Raw genomic sequence first — 20,550 nt, 5'->3', positions numbered from 1 at the left:
GCACCTCCGAGTGGGTCCCCCGGACGGAGTCTGGGGGGAGGTACTGGGGGGAGGTACTGGGGGAGCTTGAGGCGCGGGGTCCGGGGCGGAGCCCCAGCAGCGGCGCCCCACCCGCCTCGCCTGCACCGCACCGCGCGCACCACCCGTCCCCGCAGGCACCGCACCGCACGCACCGCACCGCCCGCAGGCACCGCACCGCGCGCACCACAGGCCCCGCAGGCGCCGCACGGCCTCGCGCGCACCAACCGCCTCGCATGCCCCGCCCCGCCCCGCGCGCACCAACCGCCTCGCATGCACCGCCCCGCCCCGCCCGGTCAGCGCACGGCACGGTCACCGCACGGCCACCGCAGGGCCACCGCAGACGCCCCTCCAAGCCTCCGGCAGGGAATCCGCCACCTCCTGCGCGAGCACCGGCGCTCCGGACGCCGCCCGCCTCCCCGCCAGCCCGTGCAGATACGCCCCCACCGCCCCCGCGTCCGCACCGGACAGCCCGCCCGCCAGCAGCGCCCCCGTCAGCCCGGACAGCACGTCTCCGCTCCCGGCCGTAGCCAGCCAGGGCGTCCCCGTCGGGTTCACCCGTACGGGCGAGCCCGCGCCGCCGGAGGCCACCAGCGTCGTCGAGCCCTTCAGCAGCACCGCCGCCCCGTACCGCTCCGCGAGCATCCGCACCGCGGACAGTCGCCCCGCCTCCACCGACTCCCTCGGCACCCCGAGCAGCGCCGCCGCCTCCCCCGCGTGCGGGGTCAGCAGGGTCGGGGCCGACCGGGCCCGCAGCAGCCCGGCGTCGAGTCCGCGCAGTCCGTCCGCGTCGACCAGAACCGGAACGTCCTGCGCCAGCAGGTCCGCGACCTGCCCGCCGCGCCCCTCCCCCAGCCCCGGTCCGACCACCCACGCCTGCACGCGTCCGCGCCCGATCAGCGTCTCGGGGAACCGCGCGAGTACCGCCTCCGCCGCCGGTCCTACGTACCGCACGGCGCCCGCGCCGCCCCGCAGGGCTCCCGCCACGGCCAGCACCGCCGCGCCCGGGTACTGCGTGGACCCGGCGACGATCCCGACCACGCCCCGCCGGTACTTGTCGCTCGACGCCGTCGGCACGGGCAGCAGCCCCGCCACGTCGGCGTGCTGCAAAGCCTCGGCCACCGCCCCGGGCCGAGCCCCCGCCCCGGCCCCGGCATCCGCATCCGAACCCGCACCCGCCCCGGCATCCGCACCCGCCAGGGGCAGCCCGATGTCCACCAGGTGCACCGCGCCCGCCAGCGAGGCCCCGGGGTCGATGAGCAGCCCGGGCTTGTACGCCCCGAAGGTCACCGTCACATCGGCCGCCACCGCCCGCCCCGGCACCTCCCCCGTGTCCGCGTCCACCCCGCTCGGCAGATCGACCGCCACAACGGGGACGCCCTGCGGGATCTGCTCCACCAGCGCGGCGCCCGCCGGCCGCAGCCCGCCGCGGCCGCCGATCCCGAGCAGCCCGTCCACCACGAGGTCCACCCGGTCCACCCGGTCCGCCCGCGCCGGCACCCGCTCGGCCACCCGCCCGCCGGCCGCCCGCAGCGCGGCGAGCCCGCCCGCGTGCATCCGCCCGGGGTCCATGGGCACGGCCGTCACCGCGGCCCCTCGCCGGGCGAGGCGCGCCCCGGCGTACAGCGCGTCGCCGCCGTTGTCCCCGGGCCCGACGAGCAGCGCGACCCGCGCCCCGTACACCCGTCCGCGGCGCCGGGTCAGCAGCCCCGCGCAGACGGTGGCCAGCCCGGCCGCCGCCCGCCGCATCAGGGCGCCTTCGGGCAGCACGGCCATCAACTCCCGCTCGGCGGCCCGTACGGTCTCCACGCTGTAAGCAGTACGCATGGGACCAGCCTGCCCGACGCGGCCCCGGACGGGCCCTATCCCTCGGCGATCACCACGGCGGAGGCGACTCCCGCGTCGTGGCTCAGCGAGATGTGCCAGGACTTGACGCCCAGGGCCACGGCCCGGGCCTCGACCGTCCCGCACACCCGCAGCCGCGGCTGTCCGGTGGTCTCGACGTACACCTCGGCGTCGGTCCACAGCATTCCGCCGGGCGCGCCGAGCGCCTTGGCGAGTGCCTCCTTGGCGGCGAACCGCGCGGCGAGCGAGGCGATTCCGCGCCGCTCGCCGGTCGGCAGCGTCAATTCCTCGTCGACGAACAGTCGCTGCGCCAGATTCGGCGTCCGCTCCAGCGCCGCGGCGAACCGGTCGATCTCCGCCACGTCGATACCCACGCCGATGATCACAGCAACAGCCCTACTGTTCCGCTGACTCCGCAGCCACGAATGTGCCGGTGGATCGGCGGCCTGATCCGCTCGCTTGGCTCACTCCACAGTCACCGATTTGGCAAGATTACGCGGCTGGTCCACCTCGTTGCCCCGCGCCGTCGCCAGCTCGCAGGCGAACACCTGCAACGGCACCGTCGCCACCAGCGGTTGCAGGAGCGTCGGCGTCGCCGGGATCCGGATCAGGTGATCGGCGTACGGTACGACCGCCTCGTCGCCCTCCTCCGCGATCACGATGGTCCGCGCCCCGCGCGCCCGGATCTCCTGGATGTTGGACACGATCTTGTCGTGGAGCACCGACCGGCCCCGCGGCGACGGCACGACCACCACCACCGGCAGGTCCTTCTCGATCAGCGCGATCGGCCCGTGCTTGAGCTCGCCCGCCGCGAAGCCCTCGGCGTGCATGTACGCCAGCTCCTTGAGCTTGAGCGCGCCCTCCAGTGCCACCGGGTACCCGACGTGCCGGCCGAGGAACAGCACGGTGTTCTTGTCGGCCAGTGACCGCGCCAGCTCCCGTACCGGCTCCATGGTCTCCAGTACGGTGTCCACCGCGGCGGCGATGTCCGACAGCTCGCGGATCACCGCCTCGATCTCGTCGCCCCACTTGGTGCCCCGCACCTGGCCGAGGTACAGCGCGACCAGATAGCAGGCGACCAGCTGCGTAAGGAACGCCTTGGTCGAGGCGACGGCCACCTCCGGGCCGGCGTGCGTGTACAGCACGGCGTCCGACTCGCGGGGGATCGTCGACCCGTTCGTATTGCAGATGGCCAGCACCTTGGCCCCCTGCTCGCGGGCGTGCCGCAGCGCCATCAGGGTGTCCATGGTCTCGCCGGACTGCGAGATCGCGACCACCAGCGTCCGCTGGTCCAGGATCGGGTCGCGGTAGCGGAACTCGCTCGCCAGCTCCGTCTCGCACGGGACGCGGGTCCAGTGCTCGATGGCCAGCTTCGCGATCATGCCCGCGTGGTACGCCGTACCGCACGCCACGATCACGACCTTGTCGACCTCCCTGAGCACCGAGACGGGGATGCGCACCTCGTCCAGGGTCAGCGAGCCGCTCGCGTCGATCCTGCCCAGGAGGGTGTCGGCGACAGCCTTCGGCTGCTCGGCGATCTCCTTGAGCATGAAGTAGTCATATCCCCCCTTCTCGGCCGCCGAGGCGTCCCAGTCCACGTGGTACGCCCGCACGGACGCGGGCGAACCGTCGAAGTCGGTCACCGAGACCCCGTCGCGGCGGAGTTCGACGACCTGGTCCTGCCCCAGCTCGATCGCGGACCGGGTGTGGGCGATGAACGCGGCCACGTCCGAGGCGAGGAAGTTCTCACCCTCTCCAACGCCCACCACCAGGGGCGAGTTCCGGCGCGCACCGACCACCACGTCCGGTGCGTCGGCGTGCACCGCGACCAGGGTGAAGGCCCCTTCCAGTCGCCGGCACACCTGCCGCATGGCCTCCGCGAGGTCCCGGGTGACCGAGAAGCGCTCGGCCAGCAGGTGCGCCACGACCTCGGTGTCCGTCTCGGACTCCAGCCGGTGTCCGCGCTCGGCCAGTTCGGCGCGCAGGACGGCGAAGTTCTCGATGATGCCGTTGTGCACGACGGCCACCCGGCCGGAGTTGTCCAGGTGGGGATGGGCGTTGACGTCGGTGGGCCCGCCGTGGGTCGCCCACCGGGTGTGACCGAGGCCCGTGCAGCCGGCCGGCAACGGGTTCGCGACCAGCTCCTTCTCCAGGTTGACGAGCTTGCCGGCCTTCTTGACGCTGGCGAGCTCCCCGTCGGCGAGCACGGCGATGCCCGCCGAGTCGTAGCCTCGGTACTCCAGCCGCTTGAGTCCGGCGATGACCACATCGAGCGCCGACTGCGCTCCCACGTAACCCACAATTCCGCACATAGGCCGCAGCGTACGCCGTAGTTGGCTGCGGGCCGGGTACCCGGACACGACGAAAACCCCGCTCCGGCGAATGCGCCGGAGCGGGGTTGACGACTGTTCGAACGACTCAGCGGGCAGGTCAGACCAGCTTCTTGACCTGCGCGTCGACGATGCCCTTGGGGAGAGCGGCCTTGAGGCCCCAGGTGTAGAAGGTGGCCAGGGCGTTGCCCTTGCGCACCACCACGAGGTGGCCGGTGGACTTGTCCCCGTCCTCCAGGTCCATGACCACGGTGTAGGAAGCGGCCTCGTCACCGCCCGTGACGGCGGCACCCGGGGTAACGCTGTCGAGCTTGGTCTTCTCACCCTCGGAGGTCACCGTGTACCCGCCGGCGCACGCCGCGCCCGCGGCCTTGACGGAGGCGAAGGCCTCGTCGGCGCCCTTGCCGTCGTACGAGGAGACGGTGACCAGGGTCTGGTCCCCGCCGAGCGCCATCAGGCCGGCCTCCACCTTGTCCTCGGCGGAGGCGCCGGCGGGCAGCTCCTTGGGCTTGGCCTTGGCGGCGGTACGGCCTGTGCCGACGGCCGGACCGATCTTCTGGGCCGACTGGATCTGTGCCAGCGGCTTGCAGGCGGCGTTGTCGGGCTCGGTCGCCACCGCGGCGGCCTTGGCGGCGCCCTCAGCCGAGACCAGCTGGTCCGGGAGCTCCGCCTGGGTGACGACCAGAGCCGCCATCTCCGCGTCCGTCTTGCCCTTGGCGGCCGGCGCGGCCGACGTCGCCGGAGCGCTGGCGGACGGCTTCGCGTCGGTCTTGCCCGACTCGCCGCACGCGGTGGCGAGCACGGCCAGGGACACCGCGGACGCGGTCAGGACGGTACGACGGACAAGAGCGGTACGCACGAAAAGGTCTCCCCCGTGGAAAAGAACAGCGGCAGGGCAGCCCAGCCAGCGCCCGGCCGGAGCACGGTGCGCATCGGAGCAGCGATGATCAGCAAATGTACGGTGCCGTTCGATCACCCCACCGGCATTTTTCGCTCCCGCCCGCAATCGTGATCGTCACGAGACCGCAGGCCCCCCCAACCGATGCCGGCCGCGTACAACCACCCGGACGCCCGTCCCACCCCCCTCCACGTCCGCCCGTCCGTCCCGCACGTGACCGACCACACCACCCACGACCGCCTTCCAGCCACGACAATGGCAGGTGTGATCACTTCGCCGCCACGAAGCAGCACGCCGGACAGCGCAATGGAGCGCACCGGCCGGGCCGGGCACGCAGCACGCCGGGCCCCCGACGCCTCCCCCTACGTCGACCTCACCCGCGCCGAGTGGAGCGCCCTGCGCGAGCGGACCCCGCTCCCCCTCACCGCCGACGAGGTCGAGCGGCTGCGCGGCCTCGGTGACGTCATCGACCTCGACGAGGTCCGGGACGTCTACCTCCCTCTCTCCCGCCTGCTCAATCTCTACGTCGGCGCCACCAGCAACCTCCGCGGCACCCTCAACACCTTCCTCGGCGACGCGGGCAACGGCCACGGCTCCCAGCAGGGCACCCCCTTCGTCATAGGGGTCGCTGGCTCCGTCGCCGTCGGCAAGTCCACCGTGGCCCGTCTGCTCCAGGCCCTGCTCGCCCGCTGGCCCGAGCACCCCCGGGTGGAGCTGGTCACCACCGACGGCTTCCTCTACCCGATGAAGGAGCTCCAGCGGCGCGGCCTCACCTCGCGCAAGGGCTTCCCGGAGTCCTACGACCGCCGCGCGCTCACCCGCTTCGTCGCGGACATCAAAGCCGGCAAGGACGAGGTCAGGGCCCCGGTCTACTCCCACCTGATCTACGACATCGTCGAGGGCGAGGAGCTCGTCGTACGCCGCCCGGACATCCTCATCGTCGAGGGCCTCAACGTCCTGCAGCCGGCCCTGCCCGGCACGGACGGGCGCACCCGCGTCGGCCTCGCGGACTACTTCGACTTCAGCGTGTACGTGGACGCGCGCCCCGAGGACATCGAGCGCTGGTACCTGGGCCGCTTCCGGAAGCTGCGCGAGACCGCCTTCCAGAATCCTTTCTCCTACTTCCGCAAGTACACCCAGGTCTCCGAGGAGGAGGCCATGGAGTACGCACAGACGATGTGGCGGACCATCAACAAGCCCAACCTGCTGGAGAACGTGGCCCCCACCCGCGGCCGCGCCACCCTGGTCGTCCGCAAGGGCCCCGATCACAAGGTGCAGAAACTGAGCCTGCGCAAGCTCTAGCGGGCCGGTTGGCTAGGGTGCGGGCATGCTGCATCTGCGGATGATCACCCCGCACCACCTGACCGACGAGGTGGTGGCGCTGATCGACAAGACGGTCGGAACCACCCATCTGGCCGTCCTGACGGGCGCTGCCCGCGACCCGGTCGGCGATGTGGTCCTGTGCGACGTGGCCCGCGAGTCCGCCGACGAGCTGCTCGCCGAGCTCCGCTCCATCAAGGTGGACGAGCTCGGCTCCATCGCCGTGGAGAACATCGACCTGTCCCTGTCCACAACGGCCGACCGGGCCGAGCGGGAGGCTCCGGGCGAGGCCGCGGACGCGGTGATCTGGGAGCAGCTGACCGATGCGACCCACGAGGAGTCGACCCTCTCCGTCACCTATCTGACGTTCCTGTCCCTCGCGACGATGATCGCGGCCTGCGGCGTGGTGCTCGACAACGCGATCCTGATCGTGGGCGCGATGGCGGTCGGCCCGGAGTTCGGCCCGGTCGCCGGCGTCTGCACCGGCCTGGTCCAGCGCCGGGCACGGCTGGCGGCGCGCTCACTGATCGCCCTGCTGGTGGGCTTCGCGGTGGCGATGCTGGTGACCACCGGGTTCAGCCTGCTGATGGACTCCCTCGGTCAGTTCGACCAGGGCATGCTCGACGACCCGCGCCCGAACACGAGCTTCATCTGGCAGCCGGACCCGTTCTCCTTCATCGTCGCCCTGCTGGCCGGCGTGGCCGGGGTGCTGTCCCTGACGTCGGCGAAGTCCGGGGCCCTGGTCGGCGTGGCCATCTCGGTGACCACCGTCCCGGCCGCGGCCAACGCCGCCGTGGCGCTCAGCTACGGCGAGGTGGGCCAGATGTGGGGCTCCGCCGAGCAGCTGCTGCTGAACCTGGGCGGGATCATGTTCGCGGGCACCCTGACGCTCGTGTTCCAGAAACTGCTGTGGCGCACCCAGCAGAACCGGATGATCCGGTCGCCGGATGCGCCACGAGGCACGATCAAGCCCTGATGCGCGGGACGCCCTAGCCCAGCGCCGACTTCACGACGTCCGCGAGCCGCCCGGCGACCGCGCGGGCCTGCTCGATGTCGGCGGCCTCGACCATCACCCGTACGAGCGGCTCCGTACCGGACGAACGCAGCAGCACCCGCCCGGTGGTGCCCAGCTCGCGCTCGGCGTCGACCACCGCCGCGGCCAGCTCGGCCGAGGTCGTGACGCGGGACTTGTCCACGTCGGGAACGTTGATCAGCACCTGCGGCAGCCGCCGCATGACGCCCGCCAGGTCCGCCAGGGACCGGCCGGTGGCCGCGACCCGCGCCGCCAGCAGCAGGCCCGTCAGCGTGCCGTCACCGGTCGTCGCGTGGTCGAGGATGATCACGTGGCCGGACTGCTCGCCGCCCAGCGCGTAGCCGTGCTGCTTCATCGACTCCAGGACGTACCGGTCGCCGACCCCGGTCTGCACGACCTGGATGCCCTCGCCCTCCATGGCCAGCTTGAAGCCCAGGTTCGACATCACGGTGCCGACCACCGTGTTCTCGCGCAGCTGCCCCGCCTCGCGCATGGCCAGCGCCAGCACCGCGAGGATCTGGTCGCCGTCGACCTCCGCGCCGGAGCCGTCCACCGCCAGGCAGCGGTCGGCGTCACCGTCGTGCGCGATGCCGAAGTCGGCGCCGTGTTCGATGACGGCCTGCTTGAGCAGGCCCAGGTGGGTGGAGCCGCAGCCGTCGTTGATGTTCAGGCCGTCGGGCTCGGCGCCGATCGTGATGATCTCCGCACCGGCGCGGGCGAAGGCCTCGGGCGAGACGCGGGCCGCGGCGCCGTGCGCCTCGTCCAGGACGATCTTCAGGCCTTCGAGGCGGTTGGGGAGGACTCCGATGAGGTGGGCGACGTACTTGTCGAAGCCCTCGTCGTAGTCCGAGATGCGGCCGACGCCCGAGCCGGTGGGCCGGTCCCAGGGGGCGCCGGTGCGGTGCTCCTCGTAGACGGACTCGATCCGGTCCTCCAGCTCGTCGGCGAGCTTGTGACCGCCCCGCGCGAAGAACTTGATGCCGTTGTCGGGCATGGCGTTGTGGCTGGCGGAGAGCATCACGCCGAGGTCGGCGCCCAGCGCCCCGGTGAGATACGCCACCGCCGGGGTGGGCAGCACACCGACGCGCAGGACGTCCACGCCCGCGCTCGCGAGGCCCGCGACGACGGCGGCCTCCAGGAACTCGCCGGAGGCCCGCGGGTCGCGGCCGACGACGGCGGTCGCCCGGTGGCCCGCGAATGAGCCCGCTTCGGCGAGTACGTGGGCAGCCGCCACGGAGAGACCGAGCGCGAGCTCAGCCGTCAGATCCGCGTTGGCGACGCCGCGTACACCGTCCGTCCCGAAAAGTCGTCCCACTGTTGTCCTCCCGAGTTCACGCTTCGCTTGTGACCGCATGTGACAGGTATTTGCCGCTTATGGCGGTAAACGAACCGCCCCGGCAGCACAGAGAGTGCTGCCGGGGCGGTTTCGTGCAGAACAGCAGGCGCAGATTAACGCTTGCTGTACTGCGGAGCCTTACGGGCCTTCTTGAGACCGGCCTTCTTGCGCTCGACCGCACGGTCGTCGCGGGAAAGGAAGCCGGCCTTCTTCAGCGCCGGGCGGTTGTTGTCGACATCCGCCTCGTTCAGCGCGCGGGCCACGCCGAGGCGCAGGGCGCCGGCCTGGCCGGAGACGCCGCCACCCGCGATGCGGGCGATGACGTCGTAGCGGTTGTCCAGCTCAAGGAGCTTGAACGGCTCGTTGACTTCCTGCTGGTGCACCTTGTTGGGGAAGTAGTCCTCAAGGGTGCGACCGTTGATCTTCCACTTGCCGGTGCCCGGAACGATCCGGACGCGGGCGATGGCGTTCTTGCGACGGCCCAGGCCGGCGGCCGGCTGGGGGTCGCCGAAGCGGCCGGCAAGGGACTCGGAGGTGTAGTCGCCCTCGGCGACGACCTCGGACTCGCTGGTGTACTCCTCGACGTTGCCCTCGAACTCGTCGACGGGGGTCGTCTCGGCGGTGGTCTCGGCCACGATGCTCCTCAGAATTTTCTACGTCTTAGGGGGTGGCCGGAACTACTGCGCGACCTGGGTGATCTCGAACGGCACCGGCTGCTGGGCAGCGTGGGGGTGCTGGTCGCCCGAGTAGACCTTCAGCTTCGAGAGCATCTGACGGCCCAGGGTGTTCTTGGGGAGCATGCCCTTGACGGCCTTCTCCACAGCCTTCTCCGGGTTGTTCGCGAGAAGGTCGTCGTAGCGGACGCTGCGGAGACCACCCGGGTAGCCGGAGTGACGGTACGCCATCTTCTGGGTCGCCTTGTTGCCGGACAGGTGCACCTTGTCGGCGTTGACGATGATGACGAAGTCGCCCATGTCCATGTGGGGGGCGTAAGTCGGCTTGTGCTTGCCCCGCAGGAGGGCAGCGGCCTGGGTCGCCAGACGGCCGAGGACAACGTCCTGGGCGTCGATGACGAGCCACTGGCGCGAGATGTCGCCGGGCTTGGGGCTGTACGTACGCACGGTCGTATGCCTTCGCTTCTTCAGTGATGGGTTCTCCCCAGAGCCGCGAGGCCCAAGGGGAAGGGTCCTGACAAGGCCACCACGGACGATCACGACAGCCCTGGTCCACAACGGGGACGCAACCCGTGTGTACCGCTGGTCATCGGCCCGGTGGACCGGCGTAAGGCCCTTTCACGTGAGAATGAGCAAGCCAATACGCATAACGAACCAGCAGGATACCCGCGATGCCCCGGACGGGTCAAAACGCCGACTGTGAGGCCGCCTGGGCGGACTCTTCGGCGCGCTCCGATCCGGGCCCGCGCACGGTCCCTGCGGTTCGTACGCTTTCCAGGTTAACCCGCTCCCGGCCCAGGCAGCGCCGCATCAGGACGCCCGCGAGCCCGCACAGAGTGAAGCAGTCCTTGAACGCGCGCCGCTTGGCCTCCAGCTCGGAGGGCCACGGAATACCCGCCACCTGCGGCCCCAGCGCCGCCCAGAACCAGGGCGAGCGCGGCATCGAGTCCGGCCGCACCGCCGAGGCCAGCAGCAGCGGCAGCACCACCAGGAGGTAGTGGTCGAAGGACGGCCGCGAGACCAGAAATGCGGCGAGCATCACCATGCAGGCGGTCTCCGTCAGCCTCAGCTCTCCCCCGTCCCTCTCATCGGTACGCCGCCACCGCGCCCAGGCCGCCCACAGCCCGCCCAGCGCCCCGGCCCCCGCGACCAGCACCGCCAGCGGCGCCGGAACTCCCAGCCGCGGCAGCACGGCGATCGGCGACGCGTCCCACGGCAGCGCGTACGCGTCCTGCCCCTGGAGCAGGAAGGGCAGCGTCTTGGTGAAGAACAGCGACGGGCTCGGCATCATCAGCGCGCCCGCCAGCGAAAGGCCCAGCGGCACCAGCACGGCCACGGCCAGCCCCCGCCACTGCCTGGCCAGGAGGAAGAGCAGCGCGATCGGCACCAGCATCGGCTTGCAGGCGATCGCCAGCCCGACCACCAGCCCGGCGGCCCCCCACGACCGCCGGTGCGCGAGCAGCAGCGCCACGGGCAGGGCGGCGGCCGAGATGGCCGTCCAGTTCCCGATCAGTACGAGGTTCACGTACGGCTTGTAGCCGATGGCGAGGAGCGCGAGCCCGCCCACCGCGAAGCGTGAGCGCAGGGGCACCGAGAACAGCCTCAGCGCCGCCCACCAGCCGATCCCCAGCAGCCCGGACATGCCGAGCGGCAGCACCCAGCGCAGCACCGGCTGCGGCAGCAGCGCCTCCGGGACCGCCATGAGCACGGCGCTGGGGAGGTAGAGGAAGCGCTTGTCCTCGTACGGGGAGCCGCCGGCCAGCAGCGCCTGGGCCGCCTTCACGACGAAGGCGTTGTCCGAGCCCCAGTTCGCCCTCAGGCTCGTGGAGACGGCGATCCCGAGGAGCACCGCGAGCGATACGGCCTGCCAGGACCGGGGCGCCGGCCGCAGCAGCCAGTCGACCAGCCGGTTGCCGGAGGTCTGCTGCCCGGGGACCCGCTTCCCGGAGATCTGGACACGGGTGGTCTGCTTCTCCCACTTCATCAGCCAGATGTTAGGCCGCAGCCCCACAACGACTCCCCCTCACTCGGCCGAGGGGGTGGTCTCCCCCTAGCGCTTCCGCTCGACTCTACGTTCGTCCCAGACGGGTTCCTGAGTCTCCCGCACAACACCGTCCGAACCGAAGACCAGGTAACGGTCAAATGTGCGCGCGAACCACCGGTCGTGCGTGACGCACAGCACAGTGCCGTCATACACCTCCAGCCCGTCCTGCAGCGCCTCCGCCGACTCCAGGTCCAGGTTGTCCGTCGGCTCGTCCAGCAGCAGGGCCGTGGTCCCCGCCAGCTCCAGCAGCAGGATCTGGAAACGCGCCTGCTGGCCGCCCGAGAGCTTCTCGAAGGGCTGGTCGCCCTGGCGCTCCAGCTCGTACCGCCGCAGTACGGACATGGCCGCGCCCCGGTCCTTGGCACTCTCCGACCACAGGATGTCGACCAGCGTGCGGCCGAACAGCTCGGGATGGGCGTGGGTCTGCGCGAAATGGCCGGGGATCACCCGCGCGCCGAGCTTCCACGTGCCGGTGTGCTTGACGTCCTCGCCCGCCAGCAGCCGCAGGAAGTGCGACTTCCCGGAGCCGTTCGAGCCGAGCACCGCGACCCGCTCCCCGTAGAAGACCTCCAGCGAGAACGGCTTCATCAGGCCGGTCAGCTCCAGGTTCTCGACGGTCAGGGCGCGCACACCCGTACGGCCGCCCTTGAGCCGCATCCGGATGTCCTGCTCCCGCGGCGGCTCCGGCGGCGGGCCGGCCTCCTCGAACTTCTGGAAGCGGGTCTGCATCGCCCGGTACCGCGAGGCCATGTCGGGGCTGCTCGCGGCCTGGTTGCGCAGCCGCAGGACCAGCGCCTTCAGGCGGGCGTGCTCCTCGTCCCAGCGCCGCTTGAGCTCCTCGAAGCGGGCGAAGCGCTCCTTGCGGGCGTCGTGGTAGGTCGAGAAGCCCGCACCGTGCACCCACACGTCCGTGCCCGTCGGGCTCGGCTCCAGGCTGATGATCTTCTCGGCCGCGCGGGACAGCAGCTCCCGGTCGTGCGACACGAACAGCACGGTCTTGCGGGTGGCCTTCAGCTGCTCCTCCAGCCACCGCTTGCCCGGGACGTCCAGGTAGTTGTCCGGCTCGTCGAGGAGCAGCACCTCGTCCGGCCCGCGCAGCAGCGCCTCCAGTACCAGCCGCTTCTGCTCACCGCCGGACAGCGTGCGCACCTCGCGGAACTGCGCGGTGTCGTACGGGATCGCCAGCGCGGCCGTGGTGCAGACGTCCCACAGGGTCTCCGCCTCGTAACCCTGCACGTCGGCCCAGTCGCTGAGCGCCTGCGCGTACGCCATCTGGGCGGCCTCGTCGTCCACCGTGAGGATCAGCTGCTCGGCCCGGTCCACGGCCTTCGCGGCCTCCCGGATCCGCGGCTGGGACACCGACACCAGCAGGTCGCGCACGGTCGTCTCGTCCCGCACGGAGCCCACGAACTGCGACATCACGCCGAGCCCGCCGCTGAGGGTGACGCCGCCGCCGTGCGGCTGGAGCTCCCCGGAGATCAGCTTCAGCAGGGTGGTCTTGCCGGCCCCGTTCGCCCCGACCAGGGCGACCACCGCCCCCTCCCCCACGCGGAAGGAGACGTCGGGGAGCAGTACCCGCCCGTCGGGAAGGTAGTACTCCAGATGGCTGGCTTCGAGATGTCCCATGCCGGGCATTGTCGCCGCCCGTCAGGCCGGGGCCCAAACCCATAAGCGGTGGATCAAGGGCGGACGGTGATCAGCAGCAGCCCGCTCCCGGCAGCGTCCGCATGTTCCGCGCCTGCTTGCTGCGCGCGGCCAGCAGCTCGTCCGCCGGGTAGCCGACCTCCTCCAGGGTCAGCCCGTGCGGCTTGACCACGTGCACCGAGGAGTCCCGTACGCCCGCGGCCAGCACCCGGCCGGGCCAGTCGACCGGCCGGTGCCCGTCCCCGACGTGCAGCAGCGCGCCCACCAGCGAGCGGACCATGTTGTGGCAGAAGGCGTCGGCGCGGACGGTCGCGGTGATGATCCCGTCCTCGGCTCGCTCCCAGCTGAGCTGCTGGAGCGTACGGATGGTCGTGGCGCCCTCGCGCTTCTTGCAGTACGCGGCGAAGTCGTGCTCGCCGACGAGCGCGGCGGCGGCCTCGTTCATCGCGTCCACGTCGAGCGGCCACTGGTGCCACAGCACGTGGCCGCGGCGCAGCGGGTCGACGCCGGCCTGGTGGTCGCCCACGCGGTAGGCGTAACGGCGCCAGATGGCCGAGAAGCGCGCGTTGAACCCCTCCGGGGCCTCGGCGGCCTTCCACACCCGTACGTCGTGCGGCAGCCGGCCCGCGAGGCGGCGCAGCAGCTTGTCGTGGTGCTCGGCCCACACCTCCTCGGCCAGGTCGAACTGCGCCACCTGGCCGCGGGCGTGCACGCCCGCGTCCGTACGCCCGGCCACGGTCAGCTCCACCGGCTCGGACAGCCGCATGACGGTCTTCAGAGCCGATTCCAGCTCCCCCTGCACGGTCCGCAGCACGCGCTGCTTCGCCCAGCCGGAGAAGTCCTTGCCGTCGTAACTCAGGTCCAGCCGCACCCGGACGTGCCCGGGCTCCACCTCGTCACTCACGTGACCGATCCTCTCAAAAACCTGAAAACGCCAGGGAACGCGGAACGGGCCCGCCCCGGAAAGGGGCGGGCCCGTCAGAGCCGTTCAAGCAGACGAGATCCCGGAGGATCAGGCCTCCTTGGTCTCCTCGGCGGCGGGCGCCTCGGTGGCCTCGGTCTCGGACTTGGCCTCGGACTTGGCCTCGGCCTCCTTGACCGCACGCTTGGTGGCGGCCTCGGCCTCACCGGTGGCGGCCTGGGCCACGGTCAGGGCCTCGACCAGCTCGATGACGGCCATCGGGGCGTTGTCGCCACGACGGTTGCCGATCTTGGTGATGCGCGTGTAACCACCGGGGCGGTTCTCGTAGCGCGGGGCGATCTCGGTGAACAGCGTGTGCACGATGCTCTTGTCCGTGATCGTCTGCAGCACCAGGCGACGGTTGTGGATGTCGCCCTTCTTGGCCTTGGTGACCAGACGCTCGGCGTAGGGACGCAGGCGGCGGGCCTTGGCCTCGGTGGTGGTGATGCGGCCGTGCTCGAAGAGCGCCTTCGCGAGGTTCGCGAGAAGGTGCTTCTCGTGCGCGGCGCTGCCGCCCAGACGGGCACCCTTTGCGGGACGCGGCATGGTGATACTCCTTCATATCTGCACCGGCCGTGTCAGGTACCGGTGTCAGTTCCCCCGGGGCGGCTGCCCCGCGGAAGCGATCAAGCCCGGCCGGGGGCAGGGGCCGAAGCCCCAGCCCCCGGCGACGGGAAGAATCAGTACTGCTCGGTCTCGACGAAACCGGCGTCCGCGTCGTCGTCGGCGCCGAAGGCGTCGGCGGCGGCGGTCGGGTCGAATCCGGGCGGGCTGTCCTTGAGGGCCAGACCCATGCCGGCGAGCTTCGCCTTGACCTCGTCGATCGACTTCGCACCGAAGTTGCGGATGTCGAGCAGGTCCGCCTCGGAGCGGGCCACGAGCTCACCCACGGAGTGGATGCCCTCGCGCTTGAGGCAGTTGTACGACCGAACGGTGAGCTCGAGCTCCTCGATCGGCAGGGCGAGATCGGCGGCGAGCGCCGCGTCCGTCGGCGACGGGCCCATGTCGATGCCCTCGGCGTCGATGTTGAGCTCGCGCGCCAGACCGAACAGCTCGACCAGGGTCTTACCGGCGGACGCCATGGCGTCGCGCGGGCGCATGGCCTGCTTGGTCTCGACGTCGACGATCAGCTTGTCGAAGTCGGTGCGCTGCTCGACTCGGGTCGCCTCGACCTTGTAGGTGACCTTGAGGACCGGGCTGTAGATGGAGTCGATCGGGATACGACCGATCTCCTGGCCCAGCTGCTTGTTCTGGACGGCGGAGACGTAGCCGCGACCGCGCTCGACGGTCAGCTCCATCTCCAGCTTGCCCTTGCCGTTGAGCGTGGCGAGGACGAGGTCCGGGTTGTGCACCTCGACACCGGCCGGGGGCGCGATGTCGGCGGCGGTGACCAGGCCGGGACCCTGCTTGCGCAGGTACATCACGACCGGCTCGTCGTGCTCCGAGGAGACGACCAGCTGCTTGATGTTGAGGATGAGGTCGGTGACGTCCTCCTTGACACCCGGCACGGTGGTGAACTCGTGCAGGACGCCGTCGACGCGGATGCTGGTGACAGCGGCACCCGGGATCGAGGAGAGGAGCGTGCGGCGCAGGGAGTTACCGAGGGTGTAGCCGAAGCCCGGCTCCAGCGGCTCGATCACGAACCGCGAGCGGTATTCGTCGACGACCTCTTCGGTCAGCGAAGGACGCTGAGCGATCAGCATGTCTGTGTTCCTTCAGTCGCGGACGCCCACTATTTGACGTCCTACGGATCCACCGGGCGGAGCCCGGCGTCACTACTGCTTGAGGCAAGGGTACGGGCGACACGTCCCCGGAAGGGGGTCGTGCCGCCCGGAACCTCGAGAACGCACGGCGTACGAGTACGCCAAGCGCGACGCGTCAGACGCGGCGGCGCTTCGGCGGACGGCAGCCGTTGTGCGGGGTGGGGGTGACGTCCTGGATCGAGCCGACCTCGAGGCCGGTGGCCTGGAGGGAGCGGATCGCGGTCTCGCGGCCCGAGCCCGGACCCTTGACGAAGACGTCAACCTTGCGCATGCCGTGCTCCTGCGCGCGGCGGGCGGCCGACTCGGCGGCCATCTGCGCGGCGAAGGGGGTGGACTTGCGCGAACCCTTGAAGCCGACGTGGCCGGCGGAGGCCCAGGAGATCACGTTGCCCGAGGGGTCCGTGATCGACACGATGGTGTTGTTGAACGTGCTCTTGATGTGGGCGTGCCCATGAGCGACGTTCTTCTTTTCCTTGCGGCGCACCTTCTTGGCAGCGCCCTGACGACCCTTGGGGGGCATCTATTTCTCCTACGGGAGGTGGTCGGTCCTACAGCGCAAGACCGCTGAACAGGACTACTTCTTGCCCGGCTTCTTCTTACCGGCGATCGCGCGACGCGGGCCCTTGCGGGTACGAGCGTTCGTGCTGGTGCGCTGACCGTGCACGGGCAGGCCACGACGGTGGCGAATACCCTGGTAGCACTGGATCTCGACCTTGCGACGGATGTCGGCCTGGATCTCGCGGCGGAGGTCACCCTCGGTGCGGAGGTTGGCGTCCACGTACTCGCGGATCTTGACGAGGTCCTCTTCGGCCAGGTCACGAACGCGGGTGTTCGGGTTCACGCCGGTCGAGGCGAGGATCTCCTTGGACCGGGTGCGCCCGACACCGAAGACGTAGGTAAGTGCGATCTCCACGCGCTTTTCGCGCGGGATGTCAACACCGGAAACGCGTGCCATTCAATGGCTCCTGTGTGTTCGGGGGTCTTCCGCAGAACCGTTCCCGACCGCCGACCACCCGAAGTGGGTGATGGTACGTCCGGGTCCCCGGCCCCCGCCGGAGGTACCGCCGGCCCCGTTCAGGGCTGGGCGGGTTCTGCGTATGTACGTTTTCTTACGTCGCGCGAAGAACTGCGTAGTGCAGGTCGGTCGGCGTGCGTCAGCCCTGGCGCTGCTTGTGGCGCAGGTTGTCGCAGATGACCATGACCCGACCGTGACGGCGGATCACCTTGCACTTGTCGCAGATCTTCTTGACGCTCGGCTTGACCTTCATGTGGGTGAGGTTCTCCGGGTCAGTGCCACCACCCGCGCCGGGACGGAATGTCCGGGCGGGAGTGAAGACAAGATCTACTTGTATCGGTAGACGATCCGGCCACGCGTCAGGTCGTACGGGGAGAGCTCCACCACGACCCGGTCATCCGGGAGGATGCGGATGTAGTGCATCCGCATCTTGCCGCTGATGTGCGCGAGGACCTTGTGACCGTTCTGGAGTTCCACCTTGAACATCGCGTTCGGGAGGGACTCGATCACGGTGCCCTCGATTTCGATGGCACCTTGCTTCTTGGCCACGCTTCGCCTTTCGAATCGGCTACCTTGATCGGCTCCCAGGCATGGAAGTGCACGAGAGCCGACGAGTCAGTCTACGTCAGGGCACCCTGAAAGACGAATCCGGAAAGTTTGCCCCGCATTGTAGATCATTACGCCAGGGGGTCCGGGGCCGTGGTGACCCCGTACTCCGCCAGCTTCGCCTTGCCGCAGTCCGGGCTGGTCAGGACGATGGGCCCGGCCTCGGTGAGCGCGATGGAGTGCTCCCAGTGCGAGGACCAGCTGCCGTCCGTCGTGATGACCGTCCAGTCGTCCGCCAGGACCTCCGTCTGGGCGGTGCCCAGGGAGACCATCGGCTCGATGGCCAGGCAGACGCCGGGGACCAGCTTGATCCCCTTGCCCCGCTTGCGCGAGACGTAGTTCAGCAGGTGGGGGTCCATGTGCATCTCGGACCCGATGCCGTGGCCGCCGTAGTCCTCGATGATCCCGTACTTGCCGGTCGAGGGCCGCGGCTGGCGGCGGATGTACTGCTCGATCGCCTTGGAGATGTCCACGAGGCGGTTGCCGAGCTTCATGGCGGCGATACCGGCCCACATGGACTCCTCGGTCACCCGGGAGAGCTCCAGCAGCTCAGGGGCGTGTCCAGAGCCCACGAAGGCGGTGTACGCGGCGTCGCCGTGCCAGCCGTCGACGATCGCGCCGGCGTCGATCGAGATGATGTCGCCGTCCTTGAGGACCGTCTTGTCGTCCGGGATGCCGTGGACGACGACCTCGTTCACCGAGGTGCAGATGGTCGCGGGGAAGCCTCCGTAGCCGAGGAAGTTCGACTTGGCACCCGCGTCGGCGATGACCTTGCGGGCGACCATGTCCAGATCCCGCGTCGTGGCGCCCGGCACGGCCGCCTCGCGCGTCGCCGCGTGGATGGCGGCGACGACCAGCCCGGCCTCGCGCATCTTCGCGATCTGCTCGGGCGTCTTGATCTGGACCATGAACGTGCCTCCGTGTTGTGCGGCTGAACCGCCGCCGCTCTCGCGGAGGTGGTCGCTCTCCGCCGTGGTTCCCCAATTATTGGCTGATGTCCAGCGAACCCGCGCCACGCAGACGGCCGCGGCGCCCCGAGGGACACCACGGCCGGATCTGCGCCACGAAGGGTGACTACTTCTTGAGGGCTTCCATCGCGCGCTGCGTGACGTCCGCGACCTCGCCGAGGGCCGGGATGGTCACCAGCAGGCCCTGGGCCTTGTAGTAGTCGATGATCGGCTCGGTCTGCGTGTGGTAGACCTCCAGCCGGTTGCGGACCGTGCCCTCGGAGTCGTCGCCGCGCTGGTACAGCTCGCCGCCGCAGGTGTCGCAGACACCGTCGGTCTTCGGCGGGGCGTACGTCACGTGGAAGACGTGGGCGGAGTCGTTGCGGCAGGTGCGCCGACCGGCGATCCGCTTGACGACCTCGTCCTCCTCGACCTCCAGGTCCAGGACCGCGTCGAGCTTCATGCCCTCGGCCTGGAGCATCACGTCGAGGGCTTCGGCCTGTGCCACGTTCCGCGGGAAGCCGTCGAGCAGGAAGCCGTTCACGGCGTCGGGCTGCTCCATGCGGTCCTTGGCCATGCCGATGGTGATCTCGTCGGGGACGAGGTCACCGGCGTCCATGAACGCCTTGGCGCGCCGGCCGAGCTCGGTGTTCTGGCTGATGTTGGCCCGGAACAGGTCGCCCGTGGAGATGTGCGGGATCGACAGGTTCTTGGCAAGGAACGCGGCCTGCGTTCCCTTGCCCGCACCGGGCGGTCCGACGAGGACGATTCGCATCAGCGGAGGAACCCTTCGTAATTACGCTGCTGGAGCTGGCTCTCGATCTGCTTCACGGTTTCCAGACCCACACCCACGATGATCAGGATGCTCGTCCCGCCGAACGGGAAGTTCTGGTTCGCTCCGAAGCCGGCCAACGCCATCGTCGGCACAAGAGCGATGAGACCCAGGTACAGCGACCCCGGCCAGGTGATCCGGTTGAGTACGTAGCTCAGGTACTCGGCGGTAGGTCGACCGGCGCGGATACCCGGGATGAACCCACCATACTTCTTCATGTTGTCTGCAACTTCCTCGGGGTTGAAGGAAATCGCCACGTAGAAGAACGCGAAGAAGACGATCAGGAGGAAGTACACCGCGATGTAGTACGGGTGGTCGCCCTTGACGAAGTGCTTGTTGATCCAGGTGGCCCAGCCGGCGGTGGAACCGCTGAACTGCACGACGAGCGCCGGGATGTAGAGCAGCGACGAGGCGAAGATGACGGGGATGATGCCCGCCTGGTTCACCTTGAGCGGGATGTAGGTGGAGGTTCCGCCGTAAGCACGGCGACCGATCATGCGCTTCGCGTACTGGACGGGAATCCGGCGCTGCGCCTGCTCGACGAAGACCACCAGACCCACCATCGCGAGTCCGACGAGCATGACGACGCCGAACTCGACCCATCCGTCGGCGATCTTGCCCTGCTCCTTGATGGTCCACAGGGCGCCGATGAAGCCGGCGGCGATCGAGATGAACATCAGGATCGACATGCCGTTGCCGATGCCGCGGTCGGTGATGAGCTCACCGAGCCACATCACGACACAGGTACCGGCGGTCATGGTGACGACCATGACGACGGTGGTGAAGATCGACCGGTTCGGGACGATCTGGCTGGCGACCTGGCAGCCCTGGAACAGGGCACCAGTGCGGGCAGTGGCCACGAGGCCCGTGCCCTGCAGGATCGCGAGTGCGACCGTCAGATAGCGCGTGTACTGAGTGATCTTCGCCGTGCCGGACTGTCCCTCTTTTTTGAGGGTCTCCAGTTTCGGGATGACCACGGTCAGCAGCTGCAGGATGATGCTCGCCGTGATGTACGGCATGATGCCGAGCGCGAAGATCGTGATCTGCAGCAGCGCACCGCCGCTGAACATGTTGACGAGACCGAACAGACTGTTGCTGCTCCCGGCCTGGTCGACACAGATCTGAACGTTCTTGTAGCTCACGCCGGGTACCGGGATGTGGGACCCGAGCCGGAACAGCACGATGATGCCGAGCGTGAAGAGCAGCTTCTTGCGCAGGTCGGGCGTCTTGAACGCCCGGGCGAACGCGGTGAGCACGGTGCCTCCTGCGACCCCCGCGCTACTG

21 protein-coding genes are annotated in these 20,550 nt (G+C 69.9%); 2 read left to right on the top strand and 19 right to left on the bottom strand.

The genetic code is table 11. From position 1 onward, the window contains the following. Positions 1-330 precede the first annotated feature (330 nt). The 4 genes from ABZX75_RS13250 to ABZX75_RS13235 all read right to left on the bottom strand — a co-directional run bounded on the left by ABZX75_RS13250 (position 331) and on the right by ABZX75_RS13235 (position 5,052). A complete protein-coding gene (locus ABZX75_RS13250) occupies positions 331-1,845 on the bottom strand; it encodes an NAD(P)H-hydrate dehydratase (RefSeq protein WP_355410250.1) in 1,515 nt (504 codons plus the stop codon). A gap of 35 nt (positions 1,846-1,880) precedes the next feature. Further along, entirely contained in the window at positions 1,881-2,249 is a 369-nt protein-coding gene (locus tag ABZX75_RS13245) for a holo-ACP synthase (protein WP_355410249.1), read from the bottom strand. Positions 2,250-2,327: 78 nt separating this feature from the next. After that, entirely contained in the window at positions 2,328-4,175 is a 1,848-nt protein-coding gene (gene glmS, locus ABZX75_RS13240) for a glutamine--fructose-6-phosphate transaminase (isomerizing) (protein ID WP_355410248.1), read from the bottom strand. A gap of 118 nt (positions 4,176-4,293) precedes the next feature. Beyond that, positions 4,294-5,052, bottom strand: a complete 759-nt coding sequence (locus tag ABZX75_RS13235; RefSeq protein WP_355410247.1) for a hypothetical protein — start codon at positions 5,050-5,052, stop codon at positions 4,294-4,296. A 345-nt stretch (positions 5,053-5,397) separates the two neighbouring features. Here ABZX75_RS13235 and coaA point away from each other — a divergent pair, with 345 nt between their 5' ends. Together coaA and ABZX75_RS13225 are read left to right on the top strand one after the other, a co-directional pair. Beyond that, positions 5,398-6,393 carry a type I pantothenate kinase gene (gene coaA / locus ABZX75_RS13230; protein ID WP_355410246.1) on the top strand — a complete coding sequence of 332 codons (996 nt, stop codon included), beginning with the start codon at positions 5,398-5,400 and terminating at the stop codon, positions 6,391-6,393. Between the two features lie 25 nt (positions 6,394-6,418). Continuing rightward, positions 6,419-7,387 (top strand): DUF389 domain-containing protein, encoded by a 969-nt coding sequence (locus tag ABZX75_RS13225; RefSeq protein ID WP_355410245.1) that lies wholly within the window; start codon positions 6,419-6,421, stop codon positions 7,385-7,387. Between the two features lie 13 nt (positions 7,388-7,400). Here ABZX75_RS13225 and glmM read toward each other — a convergent pair whose 3' ends face one another. The 15 genes from glmM to secY form a co-directional block, all read right to left on the bottom strand. Further along, the gene (glmM, locus tag ABZX75_RS13220; protein ID WP_355410244.1) at positions 7,401-8,759 is read right to left on the bottom strand and encodes a phosphoglucosamine mutase; all 1,359 of its coding nucleotides are present in this window, start codon (positions 8,757-8,759) and stop codon (positions 7,401-7,403) included. Positions 8,760-8,893: 134 nt separating this feature from the next. Further along, positions 8,894-9,415: a 30S ribosomal protein S9 gene (gene rpsI / locus ABZX75_RS13215; protein ID WP_355410243.1), complete on the bottom strand. Its 522-nt coding sequence runs from the start codon at positions 9,413-9,415 to the stop codon at positions 8,894-8,896. Between the two features lie 42 nt (positions 9,416-9,457). Beyond that, positions 9,458-9,901, bottom strand: a complete 444-nt coding sequence (gene rplM / locus ABZX75_RS13210; protein ID WP_355410242.1) for a 50S ribosomal protein L13 — start codon at positions 9,899-9,901, stop codon at positions 9,458-9,460. Between the two features lie 238 nt (positions 9,902-10,139). Further along, positions 10,140-11,438, bottom strand: coding sequence for a glycosyltransferase family 87 protein (locus ABZX75_RS13205; RefSeq protein WP_355410241.1), 1,299 nt, complete (start codon positions 11,436-11,438; stop codon positions 10,140-10,142). A 66-nt stretch (positions 11,439-11,504) separates the two neighbouring features. Further along, a complete protein-coding gene (locus ABZX75_RS13200) occupies positions 11,505-13,124 on the bottom strand; it encodes an ATP-binding cassette domain-containing protein (RefSeq protein ID WP_355410240.1) in 1,620 nt (539 codons plus the stop codon). Between the two features lie 70 nt (positions 13,125-13,194). Next, positions 13,195-14,046 carry a tRNA pseudouridine(38-40) synthase TruA gene (gene truA / locus ABZX75_RS13195; protein ID WP_355410239.1) on the bottom strand — a complete coding sequence of 284 codons (852 nt, stop codon included), beginning with the start codon at positions 14,044-14,046 and terminating at the stop codon, positions 13,195-13,197. A 108-nt stretch (positions 14,047-14,154) separates the two neighbouring features. Then, positions 14,155-14,649 (bottom strand): 50S ribosomal protein L17, encoded by a 495-nt coding sequence (rplQ, locus tag ABZX75_RS13190; protein ID WP_355410238.1) that lies wholly within the window; start codon positions 14,647-14,649, stop codon positions 14,155-14,157. Between the two features lie 134 nt (positions 14,650-14,783). Continuing rightward, positions 14,784-15,806 carry a DNA-directed RNA polymerase subunit alpha gene (locus ABZX75_RS13185; protein ID WP_355410237.1) on the bottom strand — a complete coding sequence of 341 codons (1,023 nt, stop codon included), beginning with the start codon at positions 15,804-15,806 and terminating at the stop codon, positions 14,784-14,786. A gap of 175 nt (positions 15,807-15,981) precedes the next feature. Continuing rightward, positions 15,982-16,386: a 30S ribosomal protein S11 gene (rpsK, locus tag ABZX75_RS13180; protein ID WP_003956432.1), complete on the bottom strand. Its 405-nt coding sequence runs from the start codon at positions 16,384-16,386 to the stop codon at positions 15,982-15,984. Positions 16,387-16,440: 54 nt separating this feature from the next. Beyond that, positions 16,441-16,821, bottom strand: a complete 381-nt coding sequence (rpsM, locus tag ABZX75_RS13175; RefSeq protein WP_355410236.1) for a 30S ribosomal protein S13 — start codon at positions 16,819-16,821, stop codon at positions 16,441-16,443. A 199-nt stretch (positions 16,822-17,020) separates the two neighbouring features. Beyond that, positions 17,021-17,134, bottom strand: coding sequence for a 50S ribosomal protein L36 (gene rpmJ / locus ABZX75_RS13170; RefSeq protein ID WP_003956441.1), 114 nt, complete (start codon positions 17,132-17,134; stop codon positions 17,021-17,023). Between the two features lie 74 nt (positions 17,135-17,208). After that, a complete protein-coding gene (gene infA / locus ABZX75_RS13165) occupies positions 17,209-17,430 on the bottom strand; it encodes a translation initiation factor IF-1 (protein WP_003956442.1) in 222 nt (73 codons plus the stop codon). A 128-nt stretch (positions 17,431-17,558) separates the two neighbouring features. Further along, the gene (gene map / locus ABZX75_RS13160) at positions 17,559-18,395 is read right to left on the bottom strand and encodes a type I methionyl aminopeptidase (RefSeq protein ID WP_355410235.1); all 837 of its coding nucleotides are present in this window, start codon (positions 18,393-18,395) and stop codon (positions 17,559-17,561) included. 166 nt (positions 18,396-18,561) lie between these two features. Continuing rightward, positions 18,562-19,209, bottom strand: a complete 648-nt coding sequence (locus ABZX75_RS13155; RefSeq protein ID WP_355410234.1) for an adenylate kinase — start codon at positions 19,207-19,209, stop codon at positions 18,562-18,564. Beyond that, positions 19,209-20,522: a preprotein translocase subunit SecY gene (gene secY / locus ABZX75_RS13150; protein WP_355410233.1), complete on the bottom strand. Its 1,314-nt coding sequence runs from the start codon at positions 20,520-20,522 to the stop codon at positions 19,209-19,211. Before secY ends, ABZX75_RS13155 begins: the two co-directional genes overlap by 1 nt. Between the last annotated feature and the right edge of the window lie 28 nt (positions 20,523-20,550).

Source organism: Streptomyces sp. NPDC003038, from assembly GCF_040611115.1.
In the GTDB taxonomy this organism is placed as follows: Bacteria; Actinomycetota; Actinomycetes; order Streptomycetales; family Streptomycetaceae; genus Streptomyces.
The sequence above is the reverse complement of the archived record's forward strand: the minus strand, read 5'-3'. Positions and strand labels throughout refer to the sequence as shown.

What these genes read in the sequence shown, in the direction of transcription:
- ABZX75_RS13250 (WP_355410250.1), bottom strand. Translation starts at nt 1,845, where the DNA reads ATGCGTACTGCTTACAGCGTGGAGACCGTACGGGCCGCCGAGCGGGAG.
- glmS (WP_355410248.1), bottom strand. Translation starts at nt 4,175, where the DNA reads ATGTGCGGAATTGTGGGTTACGTGGGAGCGCAGTCGGCGCTCGATGTG.
- coaA (WP_355410246.1), top strand. Translation starts at nt 5,398, where the DNA reads ATGGAGCGCACCGGCCGGGCCGGGCACGCAGCACGCCGGGCCCCCGAC.
- ABZX75_RS13225 (WP_355410245.1), top strand. Translation starts at nt 6,419, where the DNA reads ATGCTGCATCTGCGGATGATCACCCCGCACCACCTGACCGACGAGGTG.
- ABZX75_RS13205 (WP_355410241.1), bottom strand. Translation starts at nt 11,438, where the DNA reads ATGAAGTGGGAGAAGCAGACCACCCGTGTCCAGATCTCCGGGAAGCGG.
- ABZX75_RS13200 (WP_355410240.1), bottom strand. Translation starts at nt 13,124, where the DNA reads ATGGGACATCTCGAAGCCAGCCATCTGGAGTACTACCTTCCCGACGGG.
- rplQ (WP_355410238.1), bottom strand. Translation starts at nt 14,649, where the DNA reads ATGCCGCGTCCCGCAAAGGGTGCCCGTCTGGGCGGCAGCGCCGCGCAC.
- ABZX75_RS13185 (WP_355410237.1), bottom strand. Translation starts at nt 15,806, where the DNA reads ATGCTGATCGCTCAGCGTCCTTCGCTGACCGAAGAGGTCGTCGACGAA.
- rpsK (WP_003956432.1), bottom strand. Translation starts at nt 16,386, where the DNA reads ATGCCCCCCAAGGGTCGTCAGGGCGCTGCCAAGAAGGTGCGCCGCAAG.
- rpsM (WP_355410236.1), bottom strand. Translation starts at nt 16,821, where the DNA reads ATGGCACGCGTTTCCGGTGTTGACATCCCGCGCGAAAAGCGCGTGGAG.
- rpmJ (WP_003956441.1), bottom strand. Translation starts at nt 17,134, where the DNA reads ATGAAGGTCAAGCCGAGCGTCAAGAAGATCTGCGACAAGTGCAAGGTG.
- map (WP_355410235.1), bottom strand. Translation starts at nt 18,395, where the DNA reads ATGGTCCAGATCAAGACGCCCGAGCAGATCGCGAAGATGCGCGAGGCC.
- ABZX75_RS13155 (WP_355410234.1), bottom strand. Translation starts at nt 19,209, where the DNA reads ATGCGAATCGTCCTCGTCGGACCGCCCGGTGCGGGCAAGGGAACGCAG.